We start from the raw sequence: 18,049 nt of genomic DNA on the forward strand, positions 1-18,049 counted from the left end.
TCACCTCTCTTCACTGAGGAGCACTTTTGCTATTTCAGCATATGCTGGCCTTGTTATCAATATTCCAATGAGCACTCCAAGTATTGTGGTGAAGGCAAAGCCCCTCAAACCTCCCACGAAGAACTTGAAGAGAAAGCTCATTGCAACTATTGTGGTGGTTGCTGATGCCCAGATAACGAAGAACGCCCTTCCCATTCTCTTCAGTACTCCGCTCCTCTTCGTGATTTTTTCTTTTTTAGCTCCTCCCAGGAGTTCATCTGTTATGACTATTTGCTGGTCAACTCCCGTACCTATAGCTGCTATTATACCAGCTATACTTGGCAGGTCGAGATTCCATTTTATTAGTGCAGCAACTCCCAAAATTGCAATAACTTCACTTAAACTTGTAAGCACTACTGGAATAGCTATTCTTGCCTTTCTGTAATGGAGGTAGACTATTAATCCAACTACCAGCAAAGCCACTATTCCAGCTTGTACTACTTGTTTTCTAAACTGTTCTCCCAAGGTAGGCGGGATGTAGTTAACTCCTTCTACAAAAACTTTTACTGGAAGTGATCCACTCCTTAACACCACTGAAACGACCTGAGCCTGTCCCATTGCTGCAATGTCTTCTTTAGATCCCCCAATTGAAATCGCTAGTTCAGTATGGGGTTCTCCGGTGGTGAGTCCTTCTTGAAGCCTATATGGCCCATAAAGACCTAATATTCTCCTAATAAATTCATCTGCAGCCTCTCCAGCCCCTGGTTCTCTCCTTTCAACTTTTATTCCCAAGGCTTTCAGGCTTGATTCCAGTTCTCCATTAACGTCAACAAGGATAATTTTCTCTTTTCCCTGGACAAGCTGGGCTATTTCCTCAACACTTTGGTTTTCGTAAGGAATCACATCGATGTTGAATGCTTCTTTAAGTCTCTGTGGCAGAGGTTTGGCATCAGGTACAAATTTAAATTCATTTGAGTTCATTAGAGTATATATCTCCGGGGAAACTATCAAGGTTGAATTTACGGGTGGGTCAAGAAAGATATCTACTGGGTATCCCACTTTCCCCAGTGCCAGCTGGGCAAATTTTTCTGCGGCTTCTTTGGATATTGAAAACGGAACAATCCAAGCTCCCTCCCTGGGCTCGTAGCTTACCTGGTCAACCCTCTTTATGTCAGCCCCAGTTGCAAATATAACACCATCGAATTCAGCGTAGAAAACACCCTGACGGTTTATGGTGTCTATAATGCTGCTTGCTTCCTCTTCTGTGACGTTGGCAACTCTTATTTTAATTATCTGATCTCCCCATGGCTCTAACGTGATGTCTTTAACTCCAAGAGTGTTCAATCTATTCTCAAGTGAAATCCTAACCTCTTCCATAGTTGCCTCATCGACAGGTTTTTCGAGCTGCACAGTTATCTCAACGCCTCCGCTTATATCCAAACCGTAAGTTATCCCCTGAGCAATTATTGTTAAGATCGACCCCACAATAACGAGGATGAGTAAGAGAACCCTGCCGTTCAAAAGGAGCTTCTTTAGATTCATTTTTTCTCACCCCTTTGTATGTACCATCTTAGCACTCCAGCATTGAGGATCCATGTGTTCATAAAGTCAGCAAGCAATCCAAAAATCAATACAGCTGCTATCATGTCGATAACTTCCGCTTGTGAAATTAACCACAGTGACGCTAAAGCCCCCAGTGTTGTGGTGCTCATTGTGAAGCCTGTAGAGACTGCTGAAAAGTAAGCCTCTTCAACGGTGTCTTCTTTCCTCCTCAGGAGCTTGGTAGTAAGGAGTATGTTGCTGTCTACGGAATAGCCTATAAGCATTAGAAGGGCAGCTATTGTAGCCTGGGTTAGTTCCAAACCAAAGATGCTCATCAAGGCGAGTGCTATCACCATGTCTGAAAGAGCCGAGAAGATTACACTCAAAGATGGTACCGGAACCCTAAAGAACAGGAACACAACGATGGCCATTCCGAGAAATGCCAGAGAAATAGCTTTTAGACTCTGCTCTTGGGCAGTTTTTGATAAACTGGGTCCAAATTGAGTTTGTGAAATTGCTGCATCGGGATATTTTGATTTTATGAGTTCAACTATTCTCTGCACATCTACATCGGCAGGTGCTCGTATTTCTACTTTTGTGTCTCCGGTAATGCTCCTAATTTCTCTCACTGTGACTTCGAAATTTTCTGCCTTTAGTAGGTTCTCAACATCTTTTGCGTTAGCGTTTCCTCCATGAATAGTTATAACCACTCCTCCCTCAAGATCTGTTCCGAGTTTCGGAAAATGAACCGCCAATATTAAAAGCGCTGCAAGAAAAACAATTAGCGGATATGTTATCATTTTCTTAGGATTTGCAGTTGCGAGCCGTTTAAGGGTATCTTCGAGCATTTTGTTCACCCCTACAGAATTTTAGTGCACAGTATCGTCTTTTTAGATACTCCACCGTAGCATTTAAAAATCTATTCAATGGCCCGTTCTGCCTACCCGTAAAGTGTGTGTAGGGTGTTAATTTCGTAACGGGTAGGCTTCCCTCCTCCCGTCTTCATCGGAGGGCTTTCGGGGGGAACGGGAACTCCCCACATCTTCAGGGCTTTCAGCAGTCTCCATTCGGGCTTAACTTTCCCCCACATATCGGAGACTGCCACACCATCAAAAAATATGACTCAAAACCATTTAAGCTTTACGGAACCAAAAATATTCAAATGTTCCGGTAGTTATCGTTTAAAGAACAGCCCATAAATAGAACAAGTTTTAAAACCTAAGGTGGACAACTAAAGTAGGTGATGCTCATGGATACCATTGGATATCATTACGTTGTTGAAGCTTCAGGATGCGATCCGGAAGTCCTAAAAGACCCAAACAAAATAAGGGAGATCTTCTTGGAGGCAGCAAAAGTGGGAAACATGGAAGTCAAGGCAAGCTACTTTTTCAGGTTCTCGCCGACAGGAGTCAGCGGAGTTGTTATTGTTGCTGAGAGCCACATATCCGTCCATACATGGCCGGAAGAAGGATACGCGGCGTTAGATGTCTATACATGCGGCGAAAAGGCGGATCCAGAGAAAGCAGTAGATTATATCCTCGAAAAATTCGGAGCTCAATACGCCCACGTTTCAGAAGTAAAGAGAGGAATCAAAGAGGAGGAAGGCACATTCACACACATGATCCTAACATGGGAAGAAAAACTAGATAGAAGAAACGAGGGATAATCACTCCAGCAACTTTTCAAGCTCTATCTTTATTTTCTCTATCTTGTCTTTGATATTCTCGAACTTGATCTTGTAGGTCTCAAGCTCTTCGAGTCTCTGTTTAAGTTCATTGTTCTCTTTTAAAAGCTCGTTGACTTTTCTCTCGAGTTCCTCTTTCTCTTTTCTCCACTCCTCTGCAAGGCCCTCGAACTCTTCAACTTTCTTTTCGAGCTCCAGCTTTTCATGTGTGATTTCGTCGAGCAGTTTCTCTAGTCTGTTAACTTCTTCTTCCTTTGCTTTGAGCTTTTCTTCCAGTTCTTTGACTTTTGCCTCTTCAACTTTCCTGCTCTGTAGCTCCATAATTTTTACTTTAGCTTCTGCAAGCTCTTTTTCAAGTTCCTTCTTTTCTTTCCTGACTCTTTCGAGTTCTGCTTTTGTTTCTTCGAGCTCTCTCTTGAGCTTCTCTATCTCTTCTCTAGCCTTCTCCAGGTTTTCAAGCTCCACTGTCTGTTTCATCTTTTCGAGCTCTTCCTTAACCTTCTCGTATTCCATCTTGAGCTTTTCATACTCCTGCATGAGCTTCTCATATTCCTCCTTGGCAATTACCTCTTTGAGTCCTCCTTTTTCTATCATCTCTATGGTCTTGATAAGCTCATCGAGCTTCCCTTGCTTTATCAGCTCGTAGGTTTCTCTAACCAGTTGCCCAGCCTTGCTTTCACCTTTGAGGTGCTTCCTTATAGTTTGCTCGGTTCTGCCGAGCTCCCTTGCAATCTCGCTTGTTGTCATTCCGGCTTTCTCTCTTGCAATTGCTCCTGCTGCAACGGCTAAGCTGTCAACCCATGTTAGCCTCTCTGCAGGATCTTTGATTAGCTCAATGACCTCGGGTCTAAAGAGCGTTGCAAAGAGGAGGATGCTCTCTAACTGGTGAATTTCCTGTCTTCCAACAGGGTTAAGTGGAATCTCAACTGTCATCACCCATCACCCCCTTTAAATTTCTACAATTCCTCCTCTCTTCAGGACTTTGTTAGCATAAACCACTATTCCTTTGTCGGTTATCTCAAACGGGTGTCTTCTCATTGAATGGCTTGTACCACGCATCTTCCAGACTATAAGGGAACGTTTGAGCTCTCCATCGATCTCATCAAGGTCGAGTCTTATGATACCGTCAACTCCATGTTCTACTCCAGGCCCACCAAAACCCCTTTCGCCCACGCTTATCTGGCTCACAAAGATGCTTGTACATCCTGTTCCAGCCAGAACCCTCTTGAGCTGGAGGATTATGCTTCTCGCCATAGCCGGTTTGTTTATGTAAAGCGTCGTAACAGAATCAACAACAACCCTCTTAGCGTTGACTTCCTTTATAGCCTGCCTCAATACATCGATGAATTCTCTTATATCGGTTAAGTCGTGTACTATGTACTTCTCATACTCTTTTGACTTCCCTATTCCGGCAGTGAATGCGTCAACCATTGCAAACATCCCCTGCTCCTCGTAGGGTTTAACATCCCATCCAAACTGTGCCATGTTCTGCCTAACCTGAACCGGATGCTCTTCGAGGGCTACGTAAATCCCAGGCTCACCCATTTGTAAGCCATTCCATAAGAATTGCTGGCTGAAAATGGTTTTTCCTGTTCCGGGACCACCGCTAAGTAAAACTACGTTTCTCTCCGGAATTCCCCCATGAAGTATCTCATCCATCCCCGGAATGCCGGTTTTTACCCTCTTGACCATTTTCCCACCCCCTTCTATAAACTACTAGCTGATTTTAGACCTTTTGAGAGAACAGTGATTTTAGTTACCAATAGATATTATATTGCCGAAAATATTTAAAGTTTGCGCTGACCCTCCCCCTCTGAAGGTGGAGGCTTTCAAAAGGAAAGGTAAAGCACGGAAGAAGGTCATTTGTGCCTCCTTATGAACTCACCAACATCCGTTATGTTTTTAATGAACTTCTTTTCGCTCTTTGGGTTTATGAGACCCAATCCGAGAATTATGCCATCTTCATTCAGAATAACCAGCTTTTTGCTCCCCTGCCAGCTGTACTCTTTGACTCCCTCTCTGGGTACATCTTTGCCCGTTGTGAAAAGAAAAGCCGTTTTTGGCTTTAAAATGGCATAATTTTTCGTGATTTCTACAAAATAGAAGAACTCTATGTTTGGATAGAACTTCTCGACGAGATTTTCATCAACCTTTATCGTGCCAACAAACGTTCCAAATGCGTAGGGCTTTATCCTCAAATTTTCTATCTTTTTCCATACTTCTTCGTTTACCGCGTAGACGTCTCTAAACTTTCCCTCGACTATCCCAAAAAACTCGTGCTTCAATTCCCCGAATTTTTCAGATTCCTTCATTATCAAATCAAACTCCCAGGAGGAAGTCCTCCTATACTTGAGTTCCATTGTCTTCACCGTTTAAAAGAGTGTTAAAACTGTCCAAATCTGTTTTTTCAAACTCTTCTTTAAATCTCACACCAAGTTCTGCTATTCTCGCCCTAGTGATAATCTCTTCTCCTTCTCCTATTCCCGGACAGCTTTCATCATAATAGAGCCACAACTTCTGACCCTTGTACTCAAAGGGCTCCTCTTCTTCAACACCAAGGGGTTTGTGAGAGACCATGAAAGGATATATCTGACAGATGAGAGGATTATACTCGTGAATTTTACATTTTCCGGTCTCCGGGTCGTGGAAAACGCAGCCGAGATCCCATTCCCTGTAGGCTAAAACAAAGCGTATTTTTCCATCTTGCACAGTTAAAAGGATAAAGTCCTGCGGGTCGTGGCCGTGTTTCATTATCCCCTCTATGTCGCGCAAAGTTAGGTAGATAAATCGCCCTCTACAGCAATCGAGGCAGAATTTGCACTCAAATTTGACGTCACCTTTCAATGGTTTTGGTTTAAATCTCACTTTTAATCCCCTATAAAGAGCCTTCGTTGAACTTTTTAAATGTCTCGGAATAGAGATAAGTTGGGCATAACGACCATGTCTTGCCTCTATGTCACAAAATTTATAAAAACATAATTTGGACACAGTTCCGCATGGAAACATTTTAATACCTTTGCAGCAAATAGTCTAGTGATGAACTATTGTGAACAGAGGTGAGGAAAATGTGGGGCAAACTTGAGCACTACTTTGATGAGTATCCAGTCAGAAAACAAATAGCAAAGTTGCTGTTGAAATACGGCCTCAAAGTCTCGGACGACATGAAGATAAAATGCGGAAATATAGAAGTGCCATACACAAAGATAGCCAAGGCCCTCGATATAGACAGAAGAGTTGTCAAAGAAACAGTTGCCATGATATTGAAGGTCCCGGAGCTTAGAGAGGTGTACACGAACCTCGAACCCACAGTTCACATGAAGTTCGTCGGAAGGCATGTTGGATATGGGGTCATAGAAATAGAGCCTGAGCCAAGGGCTATAGGAATACTGGCAAAAGTAGCGTCAAAAATTGCGGAGAAGGGAATAAACATTGTTCAGGTTGTTGCAGAAGACCCAGAGCTTTACCCGGAGGCAACTTTGACCATAATTACTGAGAAGCCTATTCCGGGAGACCTGATAAACGAACTATCAAAGCTTGAAGGTGTTAGGCGCATTTCCATTTACTGAGCTCTCTTTTAACTTCTTATCTTAATGTACATGTTAGGGCATAATCTTGATACGATTTGTCAGTATTTGCTTTTAATTTTTGTACAATTTGGGTGTATAATTTTTCTTTTTGTTAAATTTAGGAAAGCAAGTTTTTATTTGTTTAACCATTGGTTTTTAACCTCTTGGTGTTTTGATAAGGTTTATAAACTTCAATATCACAATAAAGGTTAGAAACGTTAGGTGTAAAAAATTTCAACCTTGACCTGTGGAGGGTTGTTACATGGGAGAAGCAAGCAAGATAAGCCGGTACGTCCATACTGTTTTGGTTTTGTTTATTATCTGGTTGTTTTTAACCAGTAGCCTTGATCCTCAGGAAGTCATCATCGGAGCGATACTGTCATTGGTCATTGGAGCGCTGACATACGAAGTTTTTACAGAGAGAGGTCTAGGAAATCTCAATCCCAAGAGAGTTCTCTACTTCATAGCATACATACCCTACTTCCTCTGGGCAATGATACTTGCAAATCTCGACGTTGCATACCGTGTTTTACATCCAAAGAGACCCATAAAGCCGGGAATCGTTGAATGCAAAACAGTTCTCACAAATAACACTGGAAAGCTCGCACTTGCCAATTCAATAACTTTGACCCCGGGTACAATTACCCTCGATGTTAAAGGAGATCGCTACTTCATTCACTGGATTGATGTGAAGGATGAGAGCGTAGAAGGAGCTTCTGAAAAGATAACAAAACCTTTTGAAAAATTCCTGAAGGTGATCTTCGAATGATAGAGGTTTATTTGATCCTAATAGCCATTGCCGTTGTTTTGAGCATGTACAGATTTTTCAGAGGACCAACGACAGCAGATAGAATAGTCGCAGTGGACATAATGACTACTCTAACCACCGGACTGATGGTGCTGTTTGCCCTGTACTACAGGAGAGCAATATTCCTTGACGTGGCGTTAGTTTATGCAGTTCTCGCTTTCCTTGGAGTTATAGCCTTCGCCAGATACATGGAGGGAGGTCTATGAGTGTTGCTTCAATAATCGGCCAGGCCCTCGTGCTCTTCGGAACATTCTTCTACGTGCTATCATCTCTGGGCCTTATTAGAATGCCTGATGTTTACAACAGAATGCAAACTGCAACCAAGAGCGCTACATTGGGATCCCTTGGCGTTATAATCGGAACTGGAATATGGGCCATTGGAGAAGTGGGAAGTTACTCTTGGATTCCAAAGACTTTGATAATTGCCGTATTTCTGCTCCTCACGAATCCAATAGCGGCACATGCATTAATCAGAGCTGCTTACAAGAGTGGAGTGCCTTTGTGGGAGGGCAGTATTGTGGACAGGTACAAAGAGGCAGAAAGCTCCTTGGAGCGAGTAGAAGAAATAAAGGAGAAGTTAGAAGAACCTTCACAGGAGGTTGAGACGAATGAGTGACTGGGTTGCTATTTTTATAGCCGCTCTTATGGTAATCTCCGCAATCTTCGCAGTTGAATGGAGAGACCTTTTAGCGGCAGTAGTTGGAATGGCTGCAGTAAGCCTGTTTGCCTCAATAGCGTTCTTCTTCCTCCAAGCACCGGATGTAGCGATGGTAGAGGCAGCTATAGGTGCTGCTTTGAGCGCCGCGGTTTTCATCCTTGCAATAAAGAGAACCGAGAGATACGAGAGTGAGGAAGAAAGCACAGGATGGTGGGTGAGATGGTGAAGCGGATCCTTGCCATAGTTTTCATATTGATAATAGGGCTTTGGATGGCAAAAGCCCTCGATCAAGTTCCCTTTGGCGAAGATAGAATGCTCGTGGGCAAATACTACCTTGAGCATGTTAAGGAAGAAACCGGTGCTGTGAACGCTGTAACAGCTGTGGTTGTTAACTACAGAGGTTTTGATACCTTGGGAGAGGTTACGGTGCTCTTCATAGCATCTACCGGCGTTGCAGCTCTTCTATGGAGGAATAGGAGGAAGAGAACCGCAAAAACAGAAGGAAGCGTTGTTTTAACAACCGGTGCAAGGCTGCTTTTGCCGTTCATAATGCTCTTTGGAGCTTACATCTTTATCCACGGACACCTGACCCCGGGTGGAGGATTCCCAGGTGGAGCAACAATCGCAACAGCGTTCTTGTTCCTCTACTTGGCATTCACGGTCTACGAAATAGACCACAGAATCTTTGAACCCCTCGAAGGTCTTGCCGGTATTGGCTATGTCACAGTGGGTCTTATTGGCTTGGCAATTGGTGGCTACTTCCTCTTCGACTGGATATGGCAAACTTGGGGGCTCGGAAAGGAGAACATTGGAAGACTCCTCAGTGCGGGGTTCATACCAATTATCTACACCCTAATTGGGATAAAGGTCGGTACTGAACTTACTGGAATCGTTGACAATATGGTTAAAGAGCCCGAGGAGGGAGGGCAATGAACCCGTACTACTTCGCTTCAATAGCGTTGATCCTCATTGGATTTTACGCAGTATTGGCAAAGAGAAACGTCATCAAAATGCTCGTTGGACTCAGCATTATGGAAACCGGGGTCAACTTGCTTCTCATAAGTGTTGGCTATGTCAGCGGGAAAAGTGCACCCATCCTTAGCGAGGGAATAACCCCAGACAAAGCTGTAGATCCGATTCCTCAGGCTTTGGTTCTTACAGCAATAGTTATTGGTGTTGCAACAACTGCACTGGCCTTGAGCGTTGTTATAAACCTCTACGAGAAGTACAAGACCCTTAACGTAGAAGAAATAAGGAGGTTGAGGGGATGAACCAGTACGCTTCACTCCTCATCGCGTTGCCGTTATTTAGTGCATTCTTCATTCCAATACTTAAAAGAATAAGTAAAAACGCAGTAATGCCCTTCCTGGCCTTTGTAACGTTAATACAGACAGGAATTGCCGCTTTAGTGTTCAAAGAAGTTTACACGACTGGAAAGCCCATAATAGTCATGGCCGGTGGATTTAGGCCTCCCGTTGGAATCAATCTTTATATAGGACACTTTGCGGCACTCTTCGTCTTAGTTATTGCAGTTGCCAGCTTTCTAATGGCAATCTTTAGCATTAAAGCCGTTAGCGTTGAGCCAAAGGACAAATACGCAATGTTGTTCTTGCTTCTCATGCTCGGTGCAACCGGTATGATTTCCACTGGAGACATCTTCAACCTCTTCGTCTTCATGGAGATCACTGCAATAAGTGCTTATGCATTAACCGCATATAACAAGACCGGAGAAGCGAGTGAAGCTGCTCTAAAGTACGTTGTCCTCGGAGGAGTTGGCTCAAGCTTTTTCCTTGTCGGCATCGCCTTAATTTATGGAAGCCTCGGAACGCTCAATATGGCGCACATTGCACAATTGGCAGGGCTGATTAATCCTACAGCTGCCAAAGTTGGACTGGCATTGCTTATCTTTGGATTGGCAGTTGAGGCAGAGCAGTTCCCACTTAACGCCTGGGCGCCTGATGCGTATCAAGAAGCCCCACACCCAGTGACGGCAATGTTTTCCGCCTTTGTCGTTAAAGCCTCCCTCTATGCAATTGGAAGGATTTTGTACATTCTCAGTGCCGCAGAAGGATGGAGCTCAATCCTAAGGTTGCTGATAATCCTTGGAACGCTTACTGTTATCCTGGGTGAAATGAGCGCCCTAAGGCAGACCAACGTTAAGAGGATGTTTGCCTATTCCAGTATAGCCCAAGTTGGTCTGATTGCCATTGGTTTAGCCCTTGGAACAGCAAACGGTGTAAGCGCAAGCGTATTTCATATGTTTAACCATGCAATAGTTAAGGCCCTTATGTTCTTGACAGTTGGCTATGTTGCAGTGGAGCTTGGAGGGGCAGAGATGGACAAATTTGAAGGATTAGGCAAGAGAATGCCAGTAACTGCGTTTGCAATAACAATTGGCGCGATAAGCATCATTGGGGTGCCCCTTTTCAACATCTTCTGGAGCAAAATACAGCTTATCCTTGCCGCGTTAAATGCTCAGTACACTTGGGTGGTCGCATTGATCTTGGGTGCAAGCTTGGTGGAGGCTACCTATTACATAAGGCTGATACACACAATATGGTTCAAGGGAGAAGGCGAGAAAGTAAAGGAAAACAGCGTGCTAGCATTGGTGATACTCTTGCTGGTGGCGTTGATAATAGTCATTGGAATCTATCCAGAACCATTCTGGAATGTTATGCAGAAAGCTGGAAATGATATCTTCAACGTTGCCCAATATGTTAAGAACGTTCCTCTAATGGGGGTGAACCCATGAACGAACTTGCCTTAGTTATATTTGCTCCCCTAATAGCCGGTGCTCTGGCGTGGATCATTGACGTAAAAGGCATTAGAGAGATCCTTGGTGTTTTAGGAGCTGGGGTTTCACTAGGATACACCGCTCTGCTATACCAGAAGACAGGCGAAGGCCTTAGCTTTGTCCTCAACTTGGGCGTCTTTAAGCTGACCTTTGCTCTAAACACACTGAACTGGTTCTTCCTAGGAATAGGTGCCTTGGTAGGATTTTCGGCAATCCTTGCCCTAGTATCTACGGGTAGAGACAGCTATGAATGGTTATTTGCGTTAATGAGCCTCAGCGGAGTACTTGGAGTGTTCCTCGCAAACGACCTTATGACTTTCTTCATCTTCTGGGAGATAATGACCTTTGCGAGCTTTATGATGGTTCTCCACTACAACAGAGCTGCATCACTTAAGTACTTCCTGCTGAGCGTCTTTGGAGCGTATGCGATGCTTATTGCACTGGGAATGATTTACGCAAAGCTCGGCACGTTTGACTTTGCCCAGATACAGCAGGCGATGTACAAAGAAGCTTATGCGGCGGCTTTTGGAGCAGATACGGTTTTCAGCAAAGGTGAGAGTGCCCTTATATATCTCCTCTTCCTAATTGCGTTTGGAGTTAAAGCGGGAATGTTCCCACTCCACGTGTGGGCACCCGATGCTTACTCCGAGACCAACCAGAGCTATACAGCGATGTTCAGCGGAGTTCTAAGCAAGGCTGGAGTTTACGGCCTTGTAATGCTCTACATCCTTATGGGGACTCGCCTAGCGATTGAGATTGGAGGGTTTAGAAGCACTACAAAGTTCGGCTATATAATAGCCTTCCTTGGTGGTTTAACAATAATTGTCGGTGGTCTTTTGGCAGCTCTTCAAGAGGACATAAGAAAGCTCTTCGCTTATTCAAGTATAAGCCAAATCGGCTACATACTAGTAGGTATAGGAGTGGGCACGGCTTTAAGTATGCAGGCTGCCCTCTTCCACGCTCTAAGCCACGCACTCTTTAAGGGATTGTTCTTCCTCATAGTTGCTACAATTGTCTACCGCACAGGCAAGACGACCTTTGCGGACATGGGAGGATTGGCTGAGAAGATGCCCTTCACCTTTGCAATGGCATTCGTGGCGATTTTAAGCTTAGCCGGAATACCCCCACTTGTTGGATTTGCGAGCAAGTGGGTGCTCTTTGAAGCTGTGATAAGCCAAAATCTCCCGATACTCGGCGGCATGGTCTTCTTTGGAAGCGCAATAGGTTTCGTTTACCTCATCAGGTTCACATACGCGGTGTGGTTCGGGCAAAGACCAACCGATCTTGACGACACCAAGGACGCCCCGCTACCAATGGCGATAGCGATGGCAATACTGGCCCTTTTCAACGTCGTCTTGGGCATAGCTCCAGGATTGGTTGCCAGAGAGCTCAACAAAATCTTTGGAAAAGAAGTCATCGGTGGAAACCTCTTCATACTTGACTTGGGCTTTGGAAGATACAACGCGCTGGCAATACTCATATACCTGATAGTGGGCATCATCATCGCAGGAATAATCTACTTCCTTGGAGCAAAGGTCAGGAAGGTTCCGGTCACAGATACCTACCAATCTGCTAACCCCGTTACGATGGAGTACAACCTCACCATAAGAAGAAACTTCTTCCTTCCACTAAAAGAGGCCCTTGCCTTCTGGCTCAGGATAAGCTTCGATAAACTTTATCGGGACATAGGGGCTTGGGTTGAAGACTTAGCAGAAGTTTTGAGGAATTTCATATACAACGGAAACACTCAAAGCTATGCATGGTATCTGGCGATAGTCTTGTTAATCCTTGCACTATGGGGGGTGTGAAGAATGATTGAAACCGCTTTGAAGGCTCTCCTAATTTTAATTTATGCAACCTTCGTGGGATTTATGTTCATGGGAATAATCAGAATAGTCACGGCGAGAATTCACAGGAGAGTTGGACCCCCGATTTACCAGCCCATCCTTGATACAATAAAGCTCCTCTCCAAGAAGAGCAACATAACCCACGGTTTGATCTACGACTTCGGCGTAATCTACGCTTTAGGAGCGACAATACTGGCTTTGATGTTCATCCCACTTGGCAGCATTGGAATCCTTAGAGCCTATGGTGATTTAATCCTCATCACCTTCCTCCTCGAAATCCCAATGCTGGGAATAATGTTTGCAGCAATGAGCTCAGGAAACCCCTATGCAGGCATTGGTGCCCAGAGAGCACTGCTTACCCTTTTAGCAATTCAAGTACCGCTTGGATTTGCCATAGTAGCCTTGGCTGAATTTTACGGAACTTTCAGCACCTACGAAATAGTCATGGCCCAGCAGACAATGGGGTGGAGCATAATCCACCTTCCGCTGTTGCTGGCAGCGATAGCTTATGACATCGTTTTACAGGCAATGTTTGGAAAGGAGCCCTTTGATATCATGATTGCTCCTGGTGAGATCTCCCTCGGTCCGATGGTCGAGTTTGGCGGCAAGCACATGGGAATACTCCAGATACAGCACGCCATAGCCCTCTTTGCAGAAACGCTATTCTTTGCGAACATATTCCTTGGAGGAGCAGTAGTTACGGCATTCTCAAGCCCGATTTTGAACACCATCGCAAGTTTGGCAATACTCCTTGTTAAGCAAATAGCGGTGTTGCTTGTAGCTACCTTCATGGGAGCGATATTCCCGAGGTTCACAATAGACCAAGCTGCAAAGTTCTACTGGAAGTGGCCAACGATAATAGCCGCCCTTGGAGCGATATTAGCAAGTTTGTGAGGTGAAAATGATGGTAGACTGGAGATTGTATGAACCACTCATTAACTTTGCGAGAAAGAGAAGTATGTGGATTGTTGCATTTTGTACAGGGTGTGGGGGTATTGAAATGCCCCCCTTAATGACCTCAAGATATGACCTGGAACGTTTCGGTATGATGTCTAATCCGGCGCCGAGAATGGCTGATCTCTTCCTCATCACCGGCTATGTGACTCCCAAGACCCTCAAGAGGATAATAATCACATATGAAATGCAGCCTGATCCAAAGTATGTACTTGCTCACGGTTCATGTCCCCTTAACGGCGGCATTTATTGGGACGCTTACAACGCAATAAAGCACCTTGATAAGTACATCCCGGTGGATGTGGCAATAGCCGGTTGTATGCCGAGGCCAGAGGCTGTAATGGACGGAATAAAGAAGATGATGGAATTGATCGAGACGGGCAAAGCCGATGGATGGAAGCGCTATAAGGAAAACTACGAGTACTACAAGAAGAACCAGGACGAGCTCTTTGGCGAGGGATGGAGAGAGAAAACTGCGAGAAGATGGATACCCTGGCTTATGAACAAGAAGAGAGAAATCGGGGGAGGAGAGCAATGAGCCTTGAAAAAGAGCAGGTAATCGTAGATACCATACTCCAAAAAGCACCGTACGCAGAGGGAAAGGTTAGAAGGCAGAGAAGAATAGAGTTCAAGATTCCAGCTGACAGGATAAGGGACTTTCTTACTCTCCTCAAGGAAAACAACTTTGAGTCAATGATGCAGATAACGGCGGTTGATTGGCCAAAGGACGGCGAGATAGAACTCGTTTACCAGATGTGGAGCTACACATATGCTGTTCATGCCTTTGTAAAGACGAGGATTCCTAGGGACGTTGATAAAGCAAAGGTTCCAAGTGTTAGGGACATTTATCCAGCTGCCGAGACCTACGAGAGAGACGCTCATGAGTTCTACAAGGTAACCTTTGAAGGTAACGATAAGCTTGAAATGCCATGGATTCTCGAAGATGAGGACAGAGAAGCTGGGGTTTCTCATAGGAAGGACTTTGACATGCTTAGCTATGTCAAGAGGAAGTACAAACTGCTCGATAGGTTTGAAGAGGATAAGGAGAACTACGTAATCTGAGGTGAGAGAGATGGTTTCACAACAAGAGTTAATTAGAGAAGCGAGAGAAAACGGAATGGAGCTTTTACCCCTTGAGAAGGACACTTACGAGTTGTTCTTTGGGCCGCAACACATGGCCACCGAGAACTACAGCCTAATCCTTAAAATGGATGGTCATAGGGTAGTCAAAGCCATAGCTAACCCAGGATTCCTCCATAGAGGTTTCGAAAAGCTTGCCGAGTACAGGCCGTGGTATACCAACATAGCACTCCTCCTTAGAGTATGTGTTCCAGAGCCGGACGTTCCTGAGGCAGTGTACTCAATGGCCGTTGATGAGCTCATGGGATGGGAGGTCCCTGAGAGAGCTCAATGGATTAGGACAACAGTCCTCGAGATGGCAAGGGTTACTTCATACCTCTTCTGGACTATGGGACTGGCGTTTAAGTTAGGTGTCTACACCGCTGGACAGTGGGCTGCCGCTTATAGAGAGAGGTTCATGGCACTCTTCGAGCAGCTTACCGGAGCGAGAGTTTACCACATCTACACAATCCCTGGAGGAGTTAGAAGAGACATACCCGGAGACAAATGGTTAAGGCAGCTGAAGGACACTGTGGAGTATCTAAAAGACAAACTTAAAGACTTTGATAATGTTCTCTTCGAGAATTACATTACTTTCAAGAGGCTTGAAGGAATTGGAGTTATGGACAAGAAATTTGCATTGGAAGAAGGAGTAACGGGACCAAACCTTAGGGCCACTGGCGTTAAGGCAGATGTAAGAAAACTTGATCCGTATCTTCTTTATCCAGAGCTTGACTTTGAGGTACCAGTACTTAAAGAGGGGGATGCATTGGCGAGAGTACTCGTAAGGAGATTTGAGATTGAGCAAGATCTCTATATTCTCGAACAGCTCCTAGAAATGGGGCCCCCAAGCGGTCCCTACAAAGTTGACCATCCTGCCCTTAAGGCCCTTCCTAGGTTCAAAGTTCCTGCAGGGGATGCCTACGCCCACGTGGAGTCAAGCAAAGGAGATTTTGGAGCTTATGTTGTTAGTGATGGAGGCAATAAGCCTTACAGAGTTCAATTGAGGGGCCCCAGCATAGCTCATGGAATCAGAGTGATAGAACAGCTTTTAGTGGGCGCGAGACTGGCAGATGTACCTGTGATCTTAGTGAGCCTTGATAACTGTCCACCAGATATAGATAGGTGATGAAGATGGAGAATGTAAAAGAGATTGAATTTAAAGTTGCACCTGAAGAGAAGGTTAAAAAGAAGCCCTCATTCCTTAAACCCTGGCTTGGACTTAAGTATCTCTTCAAAAAGCCTGTTACCATTAAAATCCCCTATGAACATACACAAATTGCTGAAAAATATCGTGGATTCCATACTCTCAACTGGAAGACGTGTATTGGGTGCAATATGTGTGGGCAGATATGCCCCGCAAGGGCTATAGAGATGACTTGGATAGAAGGAGAAAAAAGAGCGCATCCAAAGATAGACTATGGAAGGTGCACATTCTGCCAGTTCTGTGTTGATGTATGTCCTACTGGGGCACTAGGTCATGTGGAGCATTATATCTTAACTACTGAGTGGAAAGAGGAGGAACTTGAGCTTTTCGACTGGGTTCCATTGCCGGAGGAAAAGGTAAGGAAATTCAAAGATTACAGACATCCTTTGGCTAAAATAGAACACCTTGAAGATGGCAAGGTGAGGTATATCCTCAGAGATGGTGAGGTAGTGGAGTTCAGAATTCTTGGATATGGCCTTAAACCACCAGCAAAGCCCAAAGAACAGGAAAAGAAAGAATCTGGAGAAGAAAAGAAGACTGAGTAGTTCTTTTATATTTTTCATAAGTTCTATAAATCCTTGCTCAAATTTCTTTTTGGTGAGGAAATTGAAAGTCGAAGCCCTCAAAAGTATTCTCAAAGAACTCGGCATTGAATGCGCTAGAACTATCGAAGAGAAAGTCGATCTGCAGTTTTCAGCTTTGGAGAACCTTCAAAAAAATCTCAATGACGATGAGCTTTTTCTTAAGCTCGTGATAGCGAACTCAATTGTAAGCTATCAGCTTTCAGGTAAAGGAGAAGATTGGTGGTGGGAGTTTTCTAACTACTTTTCAAGAAATCCCCCAACAGGAAGCATCGTGAAGGCTTACTCTGAGTTCTTTCCAAGGTCAAAAACTAACAAAAGACTAATCCAACCGAAACTGAATCGCCTTAAAAAGCTGGAACCTTTTTTGAATTCACTGACTATTGAAGACTTAAGAAAGTACTATGAAAATATACTGAGATTTAGGGATCATTTAGCTAAAGTCATGAACGCAAATGAAGATGCAAAGACAATTGTTTTTGCTGTCAAAATGTTTGGCTATGGCTCTAGAATAGTTTTTGGAGAGTTTCTTCCTTACCCAATGGAGATCGACATTCCGATAGACTTTAGAATTGAAAATTACACGAAAAAGTTCACAGATAGAAACCCTATAGCCTTTTGGAAGGAAGTTGCAAAGGAAGTGGGAATTCCTCCGTTGCATATAGATTCAATTCTCTGGCCAGTTTTGGGAAGAAATGAAGAAGTTATCAAGAGGTTACAAAAGTATTGCAAGAATTGGAAGGCTGTTTTGAGTCTGATATCCCTTTGAACTTGGTTGGCAGCTATTTTCTTATATCTCTAGAAAAAATTGGGAAGTGGAACATTTTAACGTCTCTGAATATTAGTTAGGCACCCAGTGGAAATTTTCACCAAGACTGAGGTACCCTCCTAAGGAACTTCTGAATTGCATCTACCTTTGCAAAGGATAAGATAACATTGTAAAGAAAGTGATAGAGAAATATTACTGGAATGTACCTGAGAACATGTTTAGATCCCCATTCCATTACTATGGTCAAGGTACTAACGAAAATGCTTGGAAGACCCTAGTTCCCATTAGATACTGTCAGGATAACTGGGGCATCACCTCTTGAAGCCACTCAGTCACATCACCAGGCGGACAACCAAACCGAGAATGAAACCTAACAAAATTATACCAGAACGCAAACAGAAAACAAACCTGTGAACCCTCCTCCAGTCTCTAGCCCTGAAATTATTCCAGAAACGCTTTGTTCTTTCTTTTAAAGTCCTGAACCAGCGTTCAATACAGTTCCTCGGCCCGAAGGTTACGTGAACAAAATCCAGTCCAAGGG

Annotated in this window: 22 protein-coding genes and 1 pseudogene; 16 read left to right on the forward strand and 7 right to left on the reverse strand. The window is 44.2% G+C overall.

What is annotated here, in order from left to right; translation table 11 throughout:
- Nucleotides 1–1,521, reverse strand: a complete 1,521-nt coding sequence (locus THEPK_RS00845; RefSeq protein WP_042697129.1) for a preprotein translocase subunit SecD — start codon at nucleotides 1,519–1,521, stop codon at nucleotides 1–3.
- Nucleotides 1,518–2,369, reverse strand: coding sequence for a protein translocase subunit SecF (locus THEPK_RS00850; RefSeq protein WP_042697131.1), 852 nt, complete (start codon nucleotides 2,367–2,369; stop codon nucleotides 1,518–1,520). Before THEPK_RS00850 ends, THEPK_RS00845 begins: the two co-directional genes overlap by 4 nt.
- A gap of 401 nt (nucleotides 2,370–2,770) precedes the next feature.
- Here THEPK_RS00850 and speD point away from each other — a divergent pair, with 401 nt between their 5' ends.
- On the forward strand, nucleotides 2,771–3,187 hold the full coding sequence (speD, locus tag THEPK_RS00855) for an adenosylmethionine decarboxylase (protein WP_042697136.1): 417 nt from the start codon (nucleotides 2,771–2,773) through the stop codon (nucleotides 3,185–3,187).
- On the opposite strand, the gene THEPK_RS00860 is transcribed toward speD, so the two are convergent.
- The 4 genes from THEPK_RS00860 to THEPK_RS00875 all read right to left on the reverse strand — a co-directional run bounded on the left by THEPK_RS00860 (nucleotide 3,188) and on the right by THEPK_RS00875 (nucleotide 6,070).
- Nucleotides 3,188–4,138, reverse strand: a complete 951-nt coding sequence (locus THEPK_RS00860; RefSeq protein ID WP_042697138.1) for a transcriptional regulator — start codon at nucleotides 4,136–4,138, stop codon at nucleotides 3,188–3,190.
- Nucleotides 4,139–4,153: 15 nt separating this feature from the next.
- A complete protein-coding gene (locus THEPK_RS00865) occupies nucleotides 4,154–4,897 on the reverse strand; it encodes a KaiC domain-containing protein (RefSeq protein ID WP_042697140.1) in 744 nt (247 codons plus the stop codon).
- A gap of 167 nt (nucleotides 4,898–5,064) precedes the next feature.
- Entirely contained in the window at nucleotides 5,065–5,565 is a 501-nt protein-coding gene (locus THEPK_RS00870; protein WP_042697143.1) for a PUA domain-containing protein, read from the reverse strand.
- Nucleotides 5,549–6,070, reverse strand: coding sequence for a YkgJ family cysteine cluster protein (locus THEPK_RS00875; RefSeq protein ID WP_042697146.1), 522 nt, complete (start codon nucleotides 6,068–6,070; stop codon nucleotides 5,549–5,551). Before THEPK_RS00875 ends, THEPK_RS00870 begins: the two co-directional genes overlap by 17 nt.
- Nucleotides 6,071–6,270: 200 nt before the next feature.
- On the opposite strand from THEPK_RS00875, the gene THEPK_RS00880 reads away from it, so the two are divergent.
- The 15 genes from THEPK_RS00880 (at nucleotide 6,271) to THEPK_RS00950 (ending at nucleotide 17,508) form a co-directional block, all read left to right on the forward strand.
- On the forward strand, nucleotides 6,271–6,771 hold the full coding sequence (locus tag THEPK_RS00880) for a hypothetical protein (RefSeq protein ID WP_042697148.1): 501 nt from the start codon (nucleotides 6,271–6,273) through the stop codon (nucleotides 6,769–6,771).
- Between the two features lie 262 nt (nucleotides 6,772–7,033).
- Entirely contained in the window at nucleotides 7,034–7,540 is a 507-nt protein-coding gene (locus THEPK_RS00885) for a Na+/H+ antiporter subunit E (protein WP_042697151.1), read from the forward strand.
- A complete protein-coding gene (locus THEPK_RS00890) occupies nucleotides 7,537–7,785 on the forward strand; it encodes a monovalent cation/H+ antiporter complex subunit F (protein WP_042697153.1) in 249 nt (82 codons plus the stop codon). Before THEPK_RS00885 ends, THEPK_RS00890 begins: the two co-directional genes overlap by 4 nt.
- Entirely contained in the window at nucleotides 7,782–8,195 is a 414-nt protein-coding gene (mnhG, locus tag THEPK_RS00895; protein ID WP_004068078.1) for a monovalent cation/H(+) antiporter subunit G, read from the forward strand. Before THEPK_RS00890 ends, mnhG begins: the two co-directional genes overlap by 4 nt.
- Complete coding sequence (locus THEPK_RS00900) at nucleotides 8,188–8,463, forward strand: DUF4040 domain-containing protein (RefSeq protein ID WP_042697155.1); 276 nt, start codon at nucleotides 8,188–8,190, stop codon at nucleotides 8,461–8,463. Before mnhG ends, THEPK_RS00900 begins: the two co-directional genes overlap by 8 nt.
- Nucleotides 8,457–9,170, forward strand: coding sequence for a Na(+)/H(+) antiporter subunit B (locus tag THEPK_RS00905; protein WP_042697158.1), 714 nt, complete (start codon nucleotides 8,457–8,459; stop codon nucleotides 9,168–9,170). The genes THEPK_RS00900 and THEPK_RS00905 overlap by 7 nt, the downstream gene beginning before the upstream one ends.
- Entirely contained in the window at nucleotides 9,167–9,508 is a 342-nt protein-coding gene (locus THEPK_RS00910) for an NADH-quinone oxidoreductase subunit K (RefSeq protein WP_042697161.1), read from the forward strand. Before THEPK_RS00905 ends, THEPK_RS00910 begins: the two co-directional genes overlap by 4 nt.
- Complete coding sequence (locus tag THEPK_RS00915; protein WP_042697163.1) at nucleotides 9,505–10,989, forward strand: proton-conducting transporter transmembrane domain-containing protein; 1,485 nt, start codon at nucleotides 9,505–9,507, stop codon at nucleotides 10,987–10,989. The genes THEPK_RS00910 and THEPK_RS00915 overlap by 4 nt, the downstream gene beginning before the upstream one ends.
- Nucleotides 10,986–12,839, forward strand: coding sequence for a proton-conducting transporter transmembrane domain-containing protein (locus tag THEPK_RS00920; RefSeq protein WP_042697165.1), 1,854 nt, complete (start codon nucleotides 10,986–10,988; stop codon nucleotides 12,837–12,839). Before THEPK_RS00915 ends, THEPK_RS00920 begins: the two co-directional genes overlap by 4 nt.
- 3 nt (nucleotides 12,840–12,842) lie before the next feature.
- A complete protein-coding gene (locus THEPK_RS00925; protein ID WP_042697168.1) occupies nucleotides 12,843–13,772 on the forward strand; it encodes a respiratory chain complex I subunit 1 family protein in 930 nt (309 codons plus the stop codon).
- A 10-nt stretch (nucleotides 13,773–13,782) separates the two neighbouring features.
- The gene (locus THEPK_RS00930) at nucleotides 13,783–14,370 is read left to right on the forward strand and encodes a NuoB/complex I 20 kDa subunit family protein (protein WP_042697170.1); all 588 of its coding nucleotides are present in this window, start codon (nucleotides 13,783–13,785) and stop codon (nucleotides 14,368–14,370) included.
- Nucleotides 14,367–14,894, forward strand: coding sequence for an NADH-quinone oxidoreductase subunit C (locus tag THEPK_RS00935; protein ID WP_042697173.1), 528 nt, complete (start codon nucleotides 14,367–14,369; stop codon nucleotides 14,892–14,894). Before THEPK_RS00930 ends, THEPK_RS00935 begins: the two co-directional genes overlap by 4 nt.
- Before the next feature lie 10 nt (nucleotides 14,895–14,904).
- Entirely contained in the window at nucleotides 14,905–16,080 is a 1,176-nt protein-coding gene (locus tag THEPK_RS00940; RefSeq protein WP_042697176.1) for an NADH-quinone oxidoreductase subunit D, read from the forward strand.
- A gap of 5 nt (nucleotides 16,081–16,085) precedes the next feature.
- Nucleotides 16,086–16,703: an NADH-quinone oxidoreductase subunit NuoI gene (gene nuoI, locus THEPK_RS00945; protein ID WP_042697179.1), complete on the forward strand. Its 618-nt coding sequence runs from the start codon at nucleotides 16,086–16,088 to the stop codon at nucleotides 16,701–16,703.
- Nucleotides 16,704–16,752: 49 nt separating this feature from the next.
- Entirely contained in the window at nucleotides 16,753–17,508 is a 756-nt protein-coding gene (locus THEPK_RS00950; RefSeq protein ID WP_042697320.1) for an N-glycosylase/DNA lyase, read from the forward strand.
- A 294-nt stretch (nucleotides 17,509–17,802) separates the two neighbouring features.
- Here the strand turns inward: THEPK_RS00950 and THEPK_RS00955 are convergent.
- A pseudogene (locus THEPK_RS00955) lies at nucleotides 17,803–18,049 on the reverse strand (IS6 family transposase); the annotation flags it as partial.

The sequence above is a fragment of the Thermococcus sp. PK genome (assembly GCF_000430485.1).
GTDB lineage: Archaea > Methanobacteriota_B > Thermococci > Thermococcales > Thermococcaceae > Thermococcus_A > Thermococcus_A bergensis.